Genomic DNA, 15,561 nt, shown 5'->3' on the forward strand with positions numbered 1-15,561 from the left:
GTCACACCCGTTCCCATACCGAACACGGAAGTTAAGCTCTTTAGCGCCGATGGTAGTTGGGGGCTTCCCCCTGTGAGAGTAGGACGTCGCTAGGCTATACATAATAACATTATTCCGAAGTAGCTCAGTTGGTAGTAGCACCTGACTGTTAATCAGGTTGTCGCAGGTTCGAGTCCTGCCTTCGGAGCCATTCTTGGAGAGTTGTCCGAGTGGCCGAAGGAGCACGATTGGAAATCGTGTAGGCGGTTAACACTGTCTCAAGGGTTCAAATCCCTTACTCTCCGCCAGCACTTTACGATTCCAATTAGTAAGGCCCCTTGGTCAAGCGGTTAAGACACCGCCCTTTCACGGCGGTAACACGGGTTCGAATCCCGTAGGGGTCACCATTTATAACGAATACCCAGATGGAGGATTAGCTCAGCTGGGAGAGCATCTGCCTTACAAGCAGAGGGTCGGCGGTTCGAGCCCGTCATCCTCCACCATTTATAAAATCAAAATAGTATTGTCGCGGGGTGGAGCAGTGGTAGCTCGTCGGGCTCATAACCCGAAGGTCACAGGTTCAAATCCTGTCTCCGCAACCAAAATGGTCCCGTGGTGTAGCGGTTAACATGCCTGCCTGTCACGCAGGAGATCGCCGGTTCGATCCCGGTCGGGACCGCCATTTTTTAAAAATATGAATATGGGTCAGTAGCTCAGTTGGTAGAGCATTAGATTGAAGCTCTAAGTGTCGGCGGTTCGATTCCGTCCTGACCCATCAGGTTTTTTTGCCGGTTTAGCTCAGCAGGTAGAGCAACTGACTTGTAATCAGTAGGTCGTGGGTTCGATTCCTATAGCCGGCACCATGTTTTCCCGGAGGGGTAGCGAAGTGGCTAAACGCGGCGGACTGTAAATCCGCTCCTTAGGGTTCGGCGGTTCGAATCCGTCCCCCTCCACCAGTTTTTTTATAGGGGCATAGTTTAACGGTAGAATAGAGGTCTCCAAAACCTTTGATGTGGGTTCGATTCCTACTGCCCCTGCCAATTAATTTTATGGCGGTTGTGGCGAAGTGGTTAACGCACCGGATTGTGGTTCCGGCATTCGTGGGTTCGATTCCCATCAGTCGCCCCATTTATTATAAAATTAATGTAAAACTATAAAGCAGTGGCGGTTGTGGCGAAGTGGTTAACGCACCGGATTGTGGTTCCGGCATTCGTGGGTTCGATTCCCATCAGTCGCCCCATTGTTGGGGTATAGCCAAGCGGTAAGGCAACGGATTTTGATTCCGTCATGCCCTGGTTCGAATCCAGGTACCCCAGCCATTTATGCGGAAGTAGTTCAGTGGTAGAACACCACCTTGCCAAGGTGGGGGTCGCGAGTTCGAACCTCGTCTTCCGCTCCAATATATATGGCGGCATAGCCAAGTGGTAAGGCACAGGTCTGCAACACCTTTACCACCGGTTCAAATCCGGTTGCCGCCTCCATATTTTTTTCTTAATCGGATACTCCGATTTTTTTTATCTCTAAAGTATTATGCCGGTGTGGCGGAATTGGCAGACGCGCACGACTCAAAATCGTGTTCCTTTGGAGTGTCGGTTCGACCCCGACCACCGGTATCCAAAGTGAATTTAAAAGACTTCAACAAATTTGTTGAGGTCTTTTTTTATATTCTGATACAATAAAAGGTAACAAAGAATAATAACGTGAGAAAACACATAATAAATAAATAGTTTTACTTAAAAGTCGATATTTTTAGAATTATTCATATGTTATAATTTTTTAGATGTTAGGTTTGGAGGTAATAAGTATGAAAAATAAACTATTATCATTTTTACTACTCCTAGCAGCTGTTTTTTTATTACTAGATGCCTTTACAAATATATTTAGCGATTATGCAATGTTTAAAAAAGTAGTTGCTATCGTGCTTATTTGTTTAGCAGGAACTTTAATTTATTTTTCATTAATTTTTACAAATGAAAAAAGGGGGAAATGAATTGGGCAGAGTGATAGGGTTCGAACTAAATAGTCAAGATCCTGAAAAAGCAGCGAATTTTTATTCTAAAGTTTTTGCATGGGAAATTGCTGAGCCTCGTTGGGATTACTGGGCTGTTACAACATGCGCCAGTGAGCAAAATGGTATTAACGGTGGAATTGGTAAAGGTCCAATTGATTATCCTCATGGAATACGCGTGCAAATTGAAGTAGAATCAATTGATGACTCTATTTCAAAAGCTATGGCGAATGGAGCTAATATTGTCCGAGAAAAAATGGAATTTGATGAATTTTATCTTGCCTATTTAGTAGACCCTACTGGACTAGGTTTTGGTCTAATTCAAAATAAGAAAAATTAATATAACTTTAACGCCTCTGCAAAAGATTGCAGGGGTTTTTTATTTTACAAGAGCTATAAACTCTATTAGAAGTGTAGGCACATTTTCAAACGGGTATGGAATGTTTAGAGGTTAATGCAAGAAAACTATTAAAAATGTCTTTTTAGTTAATATTTATTTTACTTGATGAATAGGATAACAAGGATGGGAGTAAATATAGGGGGAATAGTATGAAGAAAATATGTAGGATATTGATTGTAGTTTTGATTTTTGGGTTATTACAGATTCAGCCGGTATATGCAGCTAGTTTTAAAGATGTGTCATCTGACAATACGTTAATAACGGAAATAGATTATTTAGTCGAGCGGGGGATTATTAAAGGATATCCTAATGGCACTTTTAAACCGAATGAATATGTTACAAGAGCTCAGGTAGCTGTCATGTTAACTCGTGCCTTAGCATTGAAAACGACGAATGTAAAAAATCCGAAGTATCAAGATGTCCCGACATCGCATGTCTACTATAAAGAAATCGCTGCTACACAAAATGCTGGGATATTCGAGGCAACAAAGAAATTTAATCCGAATGGGACACTGTCTAGAGCAGATATGGCCATTGTTTTGCAACGTGCCTTTAAATTAAAGGGAATGAGCCCTTATTATTTTACGGATGTTACGGAGAAAACACCAGGCTATAAGGAAATATTAGCGGTAGCGAACAATAATATTACGAGCGGTTATCAGGACGGTTCATTTAAACCTAAATTGCCATTATCACGTGCACACTTTTCAGCATTTGTTGCACGTGCCATGACTCTTTCAAAGCCAAATTTACAAAAGGATCCTGCATATAAATACACCTATGCATTTTACTCACCAGATGATGGCCTACGATATACATTAAATTATCAATACAGCCATAATGATAATAAAAATGATGTTTGGTCAATTGCTAACATGACCAATAATAAGCAGTTTAATGATGAGTTATTATATTATGATGGCTCAGTATATGCACAAGCAATTGCTCAGGAATATAGCTCACATTACGATTTCTATATAGGGCTACCTCTTAGAATTGGTGTAATTGTTCATGAAGATGATGAAGGTCCAGTTAACGGCAATCGTATAACAGTTCAAACGACGGATGGAACGGTTCGAGCAGGCGGTGTTAACTATAAAAATGTAGCGATATTAGAAGAAAGCTTTAAATATATTGATGTAGTGAAAACCTATTATTTTGTAGACGGTATTGGATTAGTCAAGGAACTTCACAATGGCGAAGTGGTATATGAGTTGCTAAAACGAACAGCAAATTAGAAGAGTAAAAGGATGCATTCCAATAATGCATCCTTTTTTAAGTGAACGATATATGAAAATACCGTTCAAGAGCTTGCTGCCACTCTTTCTCAGTATGAGTTGTATAAGTTGTTAAAGAGTGTCCTTCATATATACGGAATTCATTATTGAACATAGTATGTCGGCCAGAAGGAGTGCGAATCATTGCGATTTTATTTTTTTGGTGTGAAAGCCGTGGGGCAAAAATGGCATCGTTATCGTTATCTGTGAAGTTGTAAAGTAGGCGCCAATTGTGTGGTGTTTGCTCATAAAGCATCCAACCGTAGGTGTCATCCCATTCAATTTTGTATAGCTCGTTACCTTCTCGATGTTCGTGGTGAGCAATTAACGGAACTGGTTTACATGGGGCTAGAGCACCTACACCGACGTCAGAGATATAAGGTACACCGTCTAATTGGACGAGAAGTAGCTGATGCATAGGGACATCTTCAAGTGGTGTATTCGCATCCATATTGCGCCAAAATTGTGCATAGCGATTTGTTACAGAAAAACCGAGCTCACGAAGTAACCAGCTATATAAAATATTTAGTTCAAAGCAATTGCCTCCGCGTTGTTGAACAATGATTTTTTGAAAAAGATCAGGAATAGCAAAGGAGATGCCACGTTTCAAGGCAACGTCTAAATTTTCATAGGGTACCGTATGTAGATGGTTTGTTTGTAATTGACCAAGTAGCTTGATAGACGGCTCTATAGATCCTTGAAATTGAAGATAATTTAAATATTGTTGTATTTGAGAATTCATAAAATCGCCTCACTTCCTTACTAATTAACATAACCGAAATAGCAATAGAATACACGTAAAAAATTAATAAAGAAAATAATAGAAATACAGCTAAATAACTTGTAAAATTAATATATTCACTACTAGATAGTAATGAATTTCCCATTTTTAGTTAAAAATAACGATTCTAAAGGTAGGTATATAAATGACGAAAGAAATAAAGTGGATAGAAGTAAATTCTTACGAAGAAATGAGTGAGGTAGCTGCACATATTTTTACTGAGCAACTACAAGCAAAACCAGCAAGCATTTTAGGATTAGCAACAGGTGGTTCACCAGTTGGAATGTATAAAGAATTAGTTAAGCGTCAACAAGCTGGTGATATTTCCTTTAAGGAAGTTACAACATTTAATCTTGATGAATATGTAGGTTTAGAACAAACTAGCCCTGCAAGCTACTGGACGTTTATGCATGAGAATTTATTTAATCATGTAGATATTCACGAGGAAAATATACATTTACCTAATGGTAAGGCGGAAGATTTAGCCGCTGAGTGTGTAGCATATGATGCTCGAATTGCAGAAGCTGGTGGGATTGATTTACAGCTGCTTGGTATTGGGGTAAATGGACATATCGGCTTTAATGAGCCTGGTACGTCATTTGACTCGCTTACAAACATTGTAGAACTTACCGAATCAACTCGAACTGAAAATGCTATTTATTTTGATCGTCCAGAGGAAGTACCTACACATGCTATTACAATGGGTATCCAATCTATTATGAATGCTAAGGCAATTGTTCTCATTGCATTTGGTGAAAAAAAGCTAGAAGCTATTGAAAAGTTACGAGGCGGGGAAGTGACAGAAACGTTCCCAGCTAGCAGATTATTAAATCATCCTAATGTTACTGTTATTTACGGTGGCACAAAATAAAAAATAAGGCGTAGACTTCATTTTGCAGTCTACGCTTTTTTTAGTCTGATAAATGATGCATATGCTAGAATTAGAGATAGAATTGGAGGGGGTAGTGTGATAAGTACAGTCGCACATTTAGAAAAAGGCGATACGGTTGGCGTTGTATGTTTGTCCAGTCTTGTAAAGCCAGAAAAATTAGGAGATGCATTAGCTTTTCTAGATGAGTTAGGCCTCCGCTATAAAATAGGTGACACAATTACGGCGCAGCATGATTACTTAGCAGGTAGTGATGAGGTGAGACTTGCAGACTTTCATGCAATGGTTCGAGACCCTGAGGTGAAGGCAATTTTTTGTGTGAAAGGTGGATATGGCTCTGCACGAATTGCTAGCAAAATTGATTATGAGCTACTAGCGGAAAATCCGAAAATTTTCTGGGGCTTCTCTGATCTTACATATTTGCATTGTGCAATTAATGAATATGCAAATATAGTGACCTTCCATGGACCGTTGCTAATGGCTACAGACAAAATGGATGATTTATCGAAAAAGATGTTTTTACAGCTGTTTACTCCGATGGAAATACAGTATACAGAGGCTATTTCGCCACTAACAACGATTGCACCTGGGATAGCACGTGGACCAATTATAGGCGGTAATTTACGTCGCCTAGTCAGCACCTTGGGCACAAAATTTGAAGTCCGTACTGAAGGTAGAATTTTAGTGATAGAAGACATTGCAGAAACGATTCCACGGATTGATTCTATGCTACAGCAGTTAAAGCAAGCAAGAAAGCTAGAACAATTAGCAGGTGTAGTTATTGGTTCATTTACGCAAACAGAAGCGAGTGATGATGCTCTTCTAACGTTAATGAAAGAGTATTTTAGCGATTTAGGAATACCTGTCGTAGCAGGTTTTAAAATCGGGCATGAAACAACGAATATTGCCATTCCATTAGGGGTTGAAGCAATTTTAGATGCACAGGAAAAAGCGCTTCGTCTTTTACCAGGTGTTCATTAAATTGTTTGAGTGCCTGGCACTAGTTTAAAAAGAAAAATCCACTTTGTTTCCTCGGGCACAAAGTAAGGTGCAAGCCTTGCTAAAGCGCGGTTTGTTGCATCTTACGTTTGTACATTCCCGAAAGGAGTCTAAGTGGATTTTCACTTTATTTTTGACTGAAAATTCTCAATTGTTTAGGTGCCTGTCACTTTTCTTTAGTATGGTTCAGCATCATGTCCTTTGTCGACAGCCTCTTTAGGTGCGTTATTACCGTCAATATTACCGAGAGGCTTGGCAGAGGAAGCATTTGTTTGTGCCATTTGTAAACCTTCATTTAATAAGCGACCATATTCTTCATCTGCCTCTGAAGCTAATGCAATCATTGCCTCTTGGATCGCCATATTGCAAGTCGATAAATCTCTAATTAAGTTTTCTAGCAATTCATCGCGTTCCCATTGCTCAAAATTACGATAGGTTTCACCTGCTTGCTTCGTATTGCTTTGGCGATCAATGGATTCTCGAACAAGATTCCCTTCAATAAATGGTGTATATTCCTTCGCTGTTTGAGCGGCTTCTTTTAAACCATTTAACATTGATGGCTCATAATTAATATGTGGATTTTGCCCAGGTGCTAAATCTCGTTTATACATCATTTGCCCACCGTTTTGGTTTGTCGCTACTCGTTTCTTAGGTGCATTGATAGGAAGTTGTAAATAGTTGGCACCAACTCGGTGACGTTGTGTATCAGAATAAGAGAAAGTACGTCCTTGGAGCATTTTATCGTCTGAGAAATCTAAACCATCAACGAGGACACCTGTTCCAAAAGTAGCTTGTTCCACCTCAGCAAAATAGTCTTCAGGGTTTTTATTTAACACCATTTTTCCTACTGGATACCATGGAAACTTGTCGTTTGGCCAAAGTTTCGTATCATCAAGTGGGTCAAAATCTAGCTCGGGATGAGGGCCATCCTCCATAATTTGAACGTTTAACTCCCATTCAGGATATTCGCCACGTTTAATAGCATCGTATAAATCTTGTGTTGCATGGTTGAAATTTTTTTGTTGGATTTCTTCCGCTTCTTTTTGTGTTAAGTTTTTAATGCCTTGTAATGGCTCCCAGTGGTACTTAACAAGTACAGCCTTGCCTTCACTATTAACCCATTTATACGTGTTGACACCAGAGCCTTGCATCATTCGATAATTGGCTGGAATGCCCCAAGGTGAATACACAAAGGTTACCATATGGAAGGATTCTGGAGAACTTGCGCAGAAATCAAAGAAACGCTCAACATCTTGAATATTTGTAATTGGATCAGGCTTAAAAGCATGTATCATATCAGGAAATTTCATAGCATCGCGAATAAAGAAAATTTTTAAATTGTTTCCAACTAAATCCCAGTTTCCATCTTCCGTATAAAACTTTACAGCAAAGCCTCGTGGATCGCGTAAAGTTTCTGGAGAATGTCCTCCATGGATAACCGTAGAGAAGCGGACGAATACGGGTGTTTGTTTGCCTTTATCCTGAAACACTTTTGCTCTTGTATAGTTAGAAATAGGGTCATTGCCGACAACTCCGTATGTTTCAAAGTAGCCATGGGCTCCTGCTCCACGAGCATGTACGACACGTTCAGGAACTCTCTCACGGTCAAAGTGACTTATTTTTTCAAGGAAATCATAATTTTCAAGCGTCGCTGGCCCTCGATTTCCGACAGTTCGTAAATTTTGATTGTTTGTAATAGGGTGGCCTTGTCGATTTGTTAATGTATCATCTTTTTCTTCATGAGAATGTTTCATACCTATTGCTCCTTCCAATTGTACTAATTAAAGTTTGTCCAATTGATTGGCAAAATAGACATAAAAAAACTCTCCTACACACAAGGTGCAAGAGAGTTTTCGGATGGCGTTTTTGAAATCATTATATGCTCGAGTTTTGTTATGCCTTTGCCAATGGTTGGTTATAGGTCATCGGTCATAAAGTAACAGGTCACATGTCATTGGTTTATTCTAGTTGTCTACCTAAGTAGTTTTGAAAACAGCCATCCGACCCGGTTTGGAGTCTCACCGCCCCGAGCTTAGAAATAGCGAGAATCGTCAAATTGTATTTCAACGCTGTAGTTTTTGGCATTAATCAAATTAGAGATCTTATGTGCTTCTTTCTCAAGTTGAAGAGAACGTTCTCGGTACGCATCCGGTTCGTACATAGCAATATCATAAAGCATTGAACTTTCGCCATAACCCATGCGTACACTTTCTTTCTCATGTGTGCCAAAATGTTTACATAGCTCAGCTTCCGCGCGAAGCTGTGAAGCCAATTCTATGGCCTCTACAAGTGCGAGTTTCTCACCTTTAAAGTCTACTGTATTATTAATATTCGCCTCATAGACAAGACGATCTAATGTCCGTATATCAAGACGTACTTGAGCTAGCTCACCTTCCACAACAGTCATTGGACGATTGCTCGTTTTAGGTGCTTGTCCTTTTTCAACAGTCACAAAGGCACTACGGTGTAACTCACTAATAAGTTCCTGAACCTTTTTAGCTAATATGCTTTTAAGTTTAACTGCTTCTGCAAGATTAATCATGAAAACACGTCCTTTTATAGAGTAGTAGATGGTGTTGTATTCGTTAAAAGGGCAATTTGATAGTCTCCACCATGAATTTGATTGAACATTTTTCCGGCAGACGCAAGAAGCTTTTGCGCATCTTCAGTTGAAAGGGAAGGGCGAAGATAGAAAATATGTAAAGCTTCAGTTGTTGCCTCGGAGACTGCCGTACGTTTTGAATCAACGAACGGTGAACCAAATGGTCCCTCATCATCACGACTACAAAGTATATGATTTAACGTATTAAAGCGTCCATTTAAGCCTTCATAGCCGGCTTCTTCATTGCCAAGTGCAATTTCTACGTTACCTTTAAGATGAGCTAGATCATAGATGCCAACTGGAATTTCATATTGAAGGGAGAAAAAATTATTTAAATCCACACCTGAATGAAACGGTGCTAAATAATTTTGTTTACTAACTCTGCGCATTAAGCTTTCTGCCGAGTGTCGATAACGGTTCGGATCTGCGCCTAGCTTTTTCCAAAGTTGTCGCCATTCTGCAATGCCTTTGCGTTCAGTTACAGGTTGTTCCTGCATTTCTAAATAGAGGTTTTCCTGATACAATTGCAGGCGACCTTTAATCATTTGGGGCGATTCTGCTACGACAATTTTGGTATAATGAATAATGCCGATTTTCAGCTCTGGAAGTTGCGTTAACAACGATGGATTAAGTGATACTTCCATAAAAAATCACCTACTTTATTTATTTTCATTATTATATCATGTAAGGAGTTGGAAATAAAATGAACATACATGACCTGCAACGAGAATTTGTGGCGTATGCAATGTCCATTGGCGTTGATAAAATAGGTTTCACAACGGCAGCTCCCTTTACAGAATTAAAGAATAGACTGCGTCGTCAACAGGAGCTTGGTTTCCAATCAGGTTTTGAAGAGAGCGATATTGAAAAACGAACGGAACCCCTTCAATTGTTAGACAGTGCAGAAAGTATTGTTGCTATAGCCGTCGCATATCCTTCACGGATGAAAGATGCTCCGACTGGTAAAAAAGGTGCTCGACGGGGCATATTTTGCAGAGCATCTTGGGGCGTCGATTATCATACTGCACTACGAGAGCGCTTGGCATTACTAGCAGCTTGGCTGGAAGAACGCGTGCCCAATGTGCGCATTGAATCGATGGTAGATACAGGTGCACTTGTAGATAGGGCAGTAGCAGAGCGGGCAGGTATTGGCTGGAGCGGGAAAAACTGTTCAATTATTACACCAGAGTTTGGCTCATATGTATATTTAGGAGAACTAGTGACAAATATCCCATTTGCGCCCGATAAGCCAATGGAAGATGAATGTGGTGATTGCCGTTTATGCTTGGATGTTTGTCCAACAGGTGCGTTAATCGAAGGTGGGCAGCTAAATTCACAGCGTTGCATAGCTTTTTTAACACAAACGAAAGGGTTTCTTCCAGACGAATTCCGCTCTCATATAGGGAACCGCTTATATGGCTGCGATACTTGCCAAACAGTCTGTCCCAAAAATAAAGGGAAAATCAATTGGATACATGAGGAATTTAAGCCTGATCCAGAGCTTGCTAAGCCATTACTAACACCCCTTTTAACAATTTCCAACCGGGAGTTCAAAGATAAGTTTGGACATGTTTCGGGCTCATGGCGCGGTAAAAAACCAATTCAGCGCAATGCCATTTTAGCGTTAGCCCATTTTAAAGAGGAAGCGGCAGTACCTGATCTCATTGGGCTTCTAGAAAAAGATGAACGACCAGTTATTCGCGGAACGGCTGCATGGGCATTAGGCAAGATAGGCGGGGAACAAGCAGAAATAGCGTTACTTGCTGCAAAGAAAAAGGAACAAGACGAGGAAGTACTCGTTGAGATAAACAAAGGATTACAATTTTTTAGCTAAGGAAGTGTTTCGTTATGCCATTGCATATCGTTTTATATCAACCAGAAATTCCAGCCAATACAGGGAATATTGCACGTACTTGTGCTGGTACTAATACCTCACTACATTTAATTCGTCCACTTGGTTTTTCGACGGATGATAAAATGCTAAAACGTGCTGGCTTGGATTACTGGCATAGTGTCAATGTGGTGTACCACGATTCACTTGAGGATTTTTTAGAAGCATCTAAAAATGGTGACGTGTATTTAATTGAAACATATAGTGAAGAACCGTTTACTACACATGATTTTAGTGATAAGGATCGGGATATCTACTTTATGTTTGGAAAAGAAACGACAGGTTTGCCTAAAGATTTTGCCTATGAACGCAAAGATATGTGCCTACGAATTCCACAAAGTGAACATGTACGTTCATTGAATTTATCGAATACTGCTGCGATTGTTATTTACGAGGCTCTACGACAACAGGGCTACCCAGGTTTACACTAAGAAAAGAGAAAAAGTGTTAGATTGACTGTAATCAATCTAACACTTTTTGCTTAAGCAGAGTGCACAAGTTGATGGTAGCGAAGGAGGTGACTCCCCACGTAAAGTAAGACGCAACAAACTGCGCGTTAGCGAGGGTTGCGGCTTACGGTGTGCCCACGGAAAGCATCCGCCGTAGCGGACATCAACTATAGCAAAAAATTACGAACATCTTTGCCCATATGTCCTAGCCTCTTTTTTAAATTGAATTACTCTTTTAGTGCTTTATTGACCGCTGGCATAATTTGAGTTCCTAGAAGCTCAATAGATTTAGCTACTTGTTTAAATGGTACTGCACCAATATCGAGCTGTGCCATAAAGCGGGAATGACCAAATATTTCATGCTGCATTAATATCTTTTCAATGATTTCATTCGGGCTACCAACAAACAGAGCATTGTGGCCAGCCGTCATGCCGTCAAAGTCCTCTTTAGATAAATGATAACGCATCCCGCGCTGTGCATTAACATAATGCCAATAATTTGAGTAATGCGGATAAAATTCTTCCTTAGCCTGCACAAAGTTTTCTGCAAAGTAAGCGTGACCAGATACTGTGATTTTCGCTTTATTCATATCATGTCCTGCTGTGTGCAATGCTTCACGATATACATCAACTAAATGCTTAAAGCGTCTTGGATCTCCGCCTAAAATTGCTAAATTTAAGCCAACTCCATAACGTCCCGCGCGAATAGCACTTTCAGGTGTTCCACCAACTCCAACATGAATAGGGATTTCCCGACTAGCACGTGGTGCAATTTCAGCATTTTGAAGCGGTTTACGATAATGTCCGCTCCATGTTACACGCTCTTCTCTGTTTAATTTTAAAAGTAATGCCAAGTTTTCCTCAAAGAGTGCATCATAATTATCTACATCATAGCCGAACAGCGGGAAAGATTCGATAAAGGCTCCTCGTCCAGCCGCAATTTCTGCTCGACCATTTGATAATAAATCGAGTGTTGCGAAATCTTCGTATAAGCGTACGGGATCAACCGTACTAAGCACAGTTGTCGTACTCATTAATTGAATGCTTTTTGTTCGCTGTGATAGCGCTGATAACACAACGGGTACGGCTGAAATGGCATAATCTAAACGATGATGCTCTCCAACACCAAATACTTGAAGACCTGCTTCATCAGCAAGTTGCCCGTATTGCATAACTTCATCTAGTCGTTCCTTAACACTTGGCATATAGCCATTCACTGGATTTTTCCCGATATCTGCTAATGTATATACACCAAATTCCATAAGATAGCCTCCTTATAATTTCAGTAAAATTACATTACCAGCAGGATCCTCTGTTTGGAAACCGCCATTAATATCCGTAACAGTTGCTCCAATTTGGCGTAAGTTTGCTTTTAATTTATTTGCCTGCACTTCATTATCCAAACGAAGCATATATGATTTTAGACCAATTTGTTTTTCTCCAAGCTTTGGAGCACCTTCCGAATACCATGTATTTAAGCCAATATGATGATGATAGCGTCCGGTAGATATAAATAATGCTTGCTCGCCATAGCGTGTGACGATGTCAAAGCCTAAGCCTTTCGTATAAAACTCCTCAGCAGCAGCTAAGTTTGATACAGATAAATGAATATGACCCATTACCGTATTGGCAGGGAGCCCTTTCCATGAACCATTAGCTTCTACTAATATTGCAGGAATATTAAGTGGCTCAGTTACCATATACACTTGGTCGTTTCGCCAAGTCCAGTCATTTTCAGGACGATCTACATAAATTTCAATACCATTTTCGTCTGGATCTCGTAAATAAAGTGCTTCACTTACATCGTGATCAGATGCGCCAAAGTACACACTTGATTGACGGAAATGAGTAATTATATTTGCTAAATCACGACGTGTTGGTAGCAGTAATGCAAAGTGATAAAGTCCACTTGTAGTGCGCGTTTTTTGTTCGACCGATTCCAGTTGAACAATAGTTAGCAATGCTGTTTTACCATCAGCAGTTAAGGTAGCTCGATTAGATTCCTGTTGTAAAACTTTAAAGCCAATAATTTCTTTATAGTATGTTAGTGAGCGTTGTAAATCGCTTACTTTAATTTCAACATTAGTAACATATGTGTTCGGTTTTTCATGAAAATGCATAGAAGCAAACCTCCAATTTCTAGTTATGATTGATCATCTAGTTACTTTATGTAAGTAAGTATATTTAATAAAGTATTAGAAGTCAAGTAATTATGAAGCCGAAAAAAAAGAAGTAACCACAATGGCTACTTCTAAAAAATAAGAAAATCACTAAGTATTATACTTAGTGATTTTCTTGAGCATTATTTGTCCGCTTTGTAGTCGCCTTCGTACCCAGCAGTGAAAATAGCAGCTAAGAAAGCAACAGTTACACCAATAATTAATAATAACTTCATGGAAGAACCCTCCTCATGTTTATAAGCAAATCTCTTTTTAGTATAGCCTATCTACTATAAAAATGAAACGTCCTTGCTAAATAAAATATGTCAGAAATGGTTCAGACTTTAATATTTCGGGAAACCTATTATAGAGGTGATAAAAATGGAAAAAAAGGTTCCGAATATAGAAAACGGCACAATGGCGAGAAATTTTAAAGAGTTGCAAGATTTAGGTAAACAAATGGAGCATCTCCGTGATGGTCAAGAACTTGCCGAGGATGACCGTATAGCAGACCCGATTCAGGTAGATGAAGAACCCGAAGACAAGCAATAGGAAAGCCTCTCTCAGCGCAGGCGTAGATAGCTATGGTAAAAGTTGATTCCGCGGAGCAGGGCGAGGATTCCGCGGAGCAGAGTGAGGATTCCGCGAAGCAAGGCAAGGATTCCGCGGAGCAGAGTGAGAATTCCGCGGAGCAAGGTGAGGATTCCGCGGAGCAGAGTGAGGATTCCGCGAAGCAAGGCGAGGATTCCGCGGAGCAAGGTGAGGATTCCGCGGAGCAGAGTGAGGATTCCGCGAAGCAGAGTGAGAATTCCGCGAAGCAGAGTGAGGATTCCGCGAAGCAGGGCGAGAATTCCGCGAAGCAGGGCGAGAATTCCGCGAAGCAAGGTGAGAATTCCGCGAAGCAAGGTGAGGATTCCGCGAAGCAGAGTGAGAATTCCGCGAAGCAAGGTGAGAATTCCGCGAAGCAAGGTGAGGATTCCGCGGAGCAGAGTGAGGATTCCGCGAAGCAAGGCAAGAATTCCGCGAAGAAAGGTGAGGATTCCGCGAAGCAAGGTGAGGATTCCGCGGAGCAAGGTGAGAATTCCGCGGAGCAGAGTGAGGATTCCGCGAAGCAGAGTGAGGATTCCGCGGAGCAAGGTGAGAATTCCGCGAAGCAGGGTGAGAATTCCGTGAAGCAAGGTGAGAATTCCGCGAAGCAGGGCGAGGATTCCGCGGAGCAGGGTAAGAAAAACAATATTTTTAATCCAATTTTTTGTATAATGAAACTAGGAAAAGAAAGGGGCTGATGTTTTTGAATTTACAATCAACAAAAACGTTAACAAATGGTATTGAGATGCCTCGCTTTGGTCTAGGCGTATACAAAATGACAGAACGTGATGAAACGTTACAGGCTATTGATAAGGCGTTGAAAGTCGGCTATCGTGCGATTGATACTGCTTCGTTATATGGTAATGAGGCAGAGGTGGGTGAGGCGATTCGCCACTCAGGCATTAAACGCGAGGATATTTTTGTGACGACAAAGGTTTGGAATACTGACCAAGGATATGATGCGACGCTACGTGCTTTTGAAGTATCATTGAAAAAATTAAATATGGATTATTTGGATTTATATTTAACGCATTGGGTAGTGCCTGAAACATTTGAGGAAACATACAGAGCGATTGAACGTTTGTATGATGAGAAGTTACTACGAGCAACAGGTGTGTCGAATCATCATGAACATCACCTGCAAAAATTATTATCAAAAGCTAATATTGCGCCCATGGTCAATCAGGTAGAATTGCACCCGTACTTACAACAAGACGCATTAAAGGCATTTTGTGCAGAGCATGGAATTGCTGTTACAGCATGGTCACCGTTAGGTCGCGGAGGGGTGTTGGATAATCCAACAATTCTCGAAATTGCACAGGAGCTAGGGAAGTCTGCTGCACAAGTAGTGCTTCGATGGCATTTGCAAAAGGATACACTGATTATTCCAAAATCAGTGACACCAAGTCGTATTGAGGAAAATGCACAAATATACGATTTTGAATTAACGCAGGCACAGATGGATAAAATGGCAACGTTAAATCGTAATCAACGTTTTGGTCAAGATCCAGATAATTTTAAATTTAATTTTTAACCATA

Annotated in this window: 16 protein-coding genes, 16 tRNA genes and 1 rRNA gene; 27 read left to right on the plus strand and 6 right to left on the minus strand. The window is 40.5% G+C overall.

Annotation, left to right across the window (positions count from 1 at the left end):
* From rrf to ACIP9C_RS21335, 20 genes are all read left to right on the plus strand, one after another.
* Positions 1-95: ribosomal RNA gene (gene rrf, locus ACIP9C_RS21240) — 5S ribosomal RNA — on the plus strand; the annotation flags it as partial.
* An 18-nt stretch (positions 96-113) separates the two neighbouring features.
* A tRNA-Asn gene (locus tag ACIP9C_RS21245) sits at positions 114-190 on the plus strand.
* 5 nt (positions 191-195) lie between these two features.
* A tRNA-Ser gene (locus tag ACIP9C_RS21250) sits at positions 196-287 on the plus strand.
* 24 nt (positions 288-311) lie between these two features.
* Positions 312-386 (plus strand) — tRNA-Glu (locus tag ACIP9C_RS21255).
* A gap of 20 nt (positions 387-406) precedes the next feature.
* Positions 407-482, plus strand: a tRNA-Val gene (locus tag ACIP9C_RS21260).
* 24 nt (positions 483-506) lie between these two features.
* Positions 507-581 (plus strand) — tRNA-Met (locus tag ACIP9C_RS21265).
* Between the two features lie 4 nt (positions 582-585).
* Positions 586-661, plus strand: a tRNA-Asp gene (locus ACIP9C_RS21270).
* A gap of 20 nt (positions 662-681) precedes the next feature.
* Positions 682-754 (plus strand) — tRNA-Phe (locus ACIP9C_RS21275).
* 12 nt (positions 755-766) lie between these two features.
* Positions 767-842: transfer RNA gene (locus ACIP9C_RS21280), tRNA-Thr, on the plus strand.
* A 9-nt stretch (positions 843-851) separates the two neighbouring features.
* Positions 852-935: transfer RNA gene (locus ACIP9C_RS21285), tRNA-Tyr, on the plus strand.
* Between the two features lie 10 nt (positions 936-945).
* Positions 946-1,019 (plus strand) — tRNA-Trp (locus ACIP9C_RS21290).
* A gap of 12 nt (positions 1,020-1,031) precedes the next feature.
* Positions 1,032-1,107, plus strand: a tRNA-His gene (locus tag ACIP9C_RS21295).
* A gap of 36 nt (positions 1,108-1,143) precedes the next feature.
* A tRNA-His gene (locus ACIP9C_RS21300) sits at positions 1,144-1,219 on the plus strand.
* A gap of 4 nt (positions 1,220-1,223) precedes the next feature.
* Positions 1,224-1,298, plus strand: a tRNA-Gln gene (locus ACIP9C_RS21305).
* Positions 1,299-1,303: 5 nt separating this feature from the next.
* Positions 1,304-1,378, plus strand: a tRNA-Gly gene (locus ACIP9C_RS21310).
* Between the two features lie 8 nt (positions 1,379-1,386).
* Positions 1,387-1,460 (plus strand) — tRNA-Cys (locus tag ACIP9C_RS21315).
* Between the two features lie 51 nt (positions 1,461-1,511).
* Positions 1,512-1,592: transfer RNA gene (locus ACIP9C_RS21320), tRNA-Leu, on the plus strand.
* A 191-nt stretch (positions 1,593-1,783) separates the two neighbouring features.
* Complete coding sequence (locus ACIP9C_RS21325) at positions 1,784-1,969, plus strand: hypothetical protein (RefSeq protein ID WP_401014301.1); 186 nt, start codon at positions 1,784-1,786, stop codon at positions 1,967-1,969.
* 1 nt (position 1,970) lies between these two features.
* The gene (locus ACIP9C_RS21330) at positions 1,971-2,327 is read left to right on the plus strand and encodes a VOC family protein (protein ID WP_401014304.1); all 357 of its coding nucleotides are present in this window, start codon (positions 1,971-1,973) and stop codon (positions 2,325-2,327) included.
* Positions 2,328-2,536: 209 nt separating this feature from the next.
* Complete coding sequence (locus tag ACIP9C_RS21335) at positions 2,537-3,625, plus strand: S-layer homology domain-containing protein (protein ID WP_401014307.1); 1,089 nt, start codon at positions 2,537-2,539, stop codon at positions 3,623-3,625.
* A gap of 37 nt (positions 3,626-3,662) precedes the next feature.
* Here the strand turns inward: ACIP9C_RS21335 and ACIP9C_RS21340 are convergent, their stop codons facing one another.
* Positions 3,663-4,406 (minus strand): arylamine N-acetyltransferase family protein, encoded by a 744-nt coding sequence (locus ACIP9C_RS21340; RefSeq protein ID WP_401014310.1) that lies wholly within the window; start codon positions 4,404-4,406, stop codon positions 3,663-3,665.
* Between the two features lie 196 nt (positions 4,407-4,602).
* Here ACIP9C_RS21340 and nagB point away from each other — a divergent pair, with 196 nt between their 5' ends.
* Both nagB and ACIP9C_RS21350 read left to right on the plus strand, forming a co-directional pair.
* On the plus strand, positions 4,603-5,316 hold the full coding sequence (gene nagB, locus ACIP9C_RS21345; RefSeq protein WP_401014567.1) for a glucosamine-6-phosphate deaminase: 714 nt from the start codon (positions 4,603-4,605) through the stop codon (positions 5,314-5,316).
* Between the two features lie 96 nt (positions 5,317-5,412).
* Entirely contained in the window at positions 5,413-6,315 is a 903-nt protein-coding gene (locus tag ACIP9C_RS21350) for a S66 peptidase family protein (RefSeq protein WP_401014312.1), read from the plus strand.
* A 194-nt stretch (positions 6,316-6,509) separates the two neighbouring features.
* Here ACIP9C_RS21350 and ACIP9C_RS21355 read toward each other — a convergent pair whose 3' ends face one another.
* The 3 genes from ACIP9C_RS21355 to ACIP9C_RS21365 all read right to left on the minus strand — a co-directional run bounded on the left by ACIP9C_RS21355 (position 6,510) and on the right by ACIP9C_RS21365 (position 9,579).
* Positions 6,510-8,087: a catalase gene (locus ACIP9C_RS21355; protein WP_401014315.1), complete on the minus strand. Its 1,578-nt coding sequence runs from the start codon at positions 8,085-8,087 to the stop codon at positions 6,510-6,512.
* 278 nt (positions 8,088-8,365) lie between these two features.
* Entirely contained in the window at positions 8,366-8,875 is a 510-nt protein-coding gene (locus tag ACIP9C_RS21360) for a hypothetical protein (protein ID WP_401014318.1), read from the minus strand.
* Between the two features lie 14 nt (positions 8,876-8,889).
* Complete coding sequence (locus ACIP9C_RS21365) at positions 8,890-9,579, minus strand: B3/B4 domain-containing protein (RefSeq protein ID WP_401014321.1); 690 nt, start codon at positions 9,577-9,579, stop codon at positions 8,890-8,892.
* Positions 9,580-9,638: 59 nt separating this feature from the next.
* Between ACIP9C_RS21365 and queG the strand changes: the two genes are divergently transcribed.
* A complete protein-coding gene (queG, locus tag ACIP9C_RS21370; protein ID WP_401014324.1) occupies positions 9,639-10,769 on the plus strand; it encodes a tRNA epoxyqueuosine(34) reductase QueG in 1,131 nt (376 codons plus the stop codon).
* A 14-nt stretch (positions 10,770-10,783) separates the two neighbouring features.
* Positions 10,784-11,257 (plus strand): tRNA (uridine(34)/cytosine(34)/5-carboxymethylaminomethyluridine(34)-2'-O)-methyltransferase TrmL, encoded by a 474-nt coding sequence (gene trmL, locus ACIP9C_RS21375; protein WP_049668897.1) that lies wholly within the window; start codon positions 10,784-10,786, stop codon positions 11,255-11,257.
* 245 nt (positions 11,258-11,502) lie between these two features.
* On the opposite strand, the gene ACIP9C_RS21380 is transcribed toward trmL, so the two are convergent.
* Together ACIP9C_RS21380 and ACIP9C_RS21385 are read right to left on the minus strand one after the other, a co-directional pair.
* Positions 11,503-12,537 carry an LLM class flavin-dependent oxidoreductase gene (locus ACIP9C_RS21380; protein WP_401014327.1) on the minus strand — a complete coding sequence of 345 codons (1,035 nt, stop codon included), beginning with the start codon at positions 12,535-12,537 and terminating at the stop codon, positions 11,503-11,505.
* Between the two features lie 12 nt (positions 12,538-12,549).
* The gene (locus ACIP9C_RS21385; RefSeq protein ID WP_401014330.1) at positions 12,550-13,395 is read right to left on the minus strand and encodes a VOC family protein; all 846 of its coding nucleotides are present in this window, start codon (positions 13,393-13,395) and stop codon (positions 12,550-12,552) included.
* A gap of 420 nt (positions 13,396-13,815) precedes the next feature.
* On the opposite strand from ACIP9C_RS21385, the gene ACIP9C_RS21390 reads away from it, so the two are divergent.
* The 3 genes from ACIP9C_RS21390 to ACIP9C_RS21400 are packed head-to-tail and all read left to right on the plus strand — an operon-like array spanning position 13,816 to position 15,556.
* Positions 13,816-13,986, plus strand: a complete 171-nt coding sequence (locus ACIP9C_RS21390) for a hypothetical protein (protein ID WP_173479841.1) — start codon at positions 13,816-13,818, stop codon at positions 13,984-13,986.
* A 32-nt stretch (positions 13,987-14,018) separates the two neighbouring features.
* Positions 14,019-14,720: a hypothetical protein gene (locus tag ACIP9C_RS21395; protein WP_401014334.1), complete on the plus strand. Its 702-nt coding sequence runs from the start codon at positions 14,019-14,021 to the stop codon at positions 14,718-14,720.
* Between the two features lie 5 nt (positions 14,721-14,725).
* The gene (locus ACIP9C_RS21400; RefSeq protein WP_401014337.1) at positions 14,726-15,556 is read left to right on the plus strand and encodes an aldo/keto reductase; all 831 of its coding nucleotides are present in this window, start codon (positions 14,726-14,728) and stop codon (positions 15,554-15,556) included.
* Positions 15,557-15,561 lie beyond the last annotated feature (5 nt).

The organism is Lysinibacillus sp. NPDC093210 (genome assembly GCF_044753985.1).
Classification (GTDB): domain Bacteria; phylum Bacillota; class Bacilli; order Bacillales_A; family Planococcaceae; genus Lysinibacillus.

Excerpts from the sequence above, each read along its gene's own strand:
- ACIP9C_RS21325 (WP_401014301.1), top strand. The coding sequence starts at position 1,784 with ATGAAAAATAAACTATTATCATTTTTACTACTCCTAGCAGCTGTTTTT.
- ACIP9C_RS21335 (WP_401014307.1), top strand. The coding sequence starts at position 2,537 with ATGAAGAAAATATGTAGGATATTGATTGTAGTTTTGATTTTTGGGTTA.
- ACIP9C_RS21340 (WP_401014310.1), bottom strand. The coding sequence starts at position 4,406 with ATGAATTCTCAAATACAACAATATTTAAATTATCTTCAATTTCAAGGA.
- ACIP9C_RS21355 (WP_401014315.1), bottom strand. The coding sequence starts at position 8,087 with ATGAAACATTCTCATGAAGAAAAAGATGATACATTAACAAATCGACAA.
- ACIP9C_RS21360 (WP_401014318.1), bottom strand. The coding sequence starts at position 8,875 with ATGATTAATCTTGCAGAAGCAGTTAAACTTAAAAGCATATTAGCTAAA.
- ACIP9C_RS21365 (WP_401014321.1), bottom strand. The coding sequence starts at position 9,579 with ATGGAAGTATCACTTAATCCATCGTTGTTAACGCAACTTCCAGAGCTG.
- queG (WP_401014324.1), top strand. The coding sequence starts at position 9,639 with ATGAACATACATGACCTGCAACGAGAATTTGTGGCGTATGCAATGTCC.
- trmL (WP_049668897.1), top strand. The coding sequence starts at position 10,784 with ATGCCATTGCATATCGTTTTATATCAACCAGAAATTCCAGCCAATACA.
- ACIP9C_RS21380 (WP_401014327.1), bottom strand. The coding sequence starts at position 12,537 with ATGGAATTTGGTGTATATACATTAGCAGATATCGGGAAAAATCCAGTG.
- ACIP9C_RS21385 (WP_401014330.1), bottom strand. The coding sequence starts at position 13,395 with ATGCATTTTCATGAAAAACCGAACACATATGTTACTAATGTTGAAATT.
- ACIP9C_RS21390 (WP_173479841.1), top strand. The coding sequence starts at position 13,816 with ATGGAAAAAAAGGTTCCGAATATAGAAAACGGCACAATGGCGAGAAAT.
- ACIP9C_RS21395 (WP_401014334.1), top strand. The coding sequence starts at position 14,019 with ATGGTAAAAGTTGATTCCGCGGAGCAGGGCGAGGATTCCGCGGAGCAG.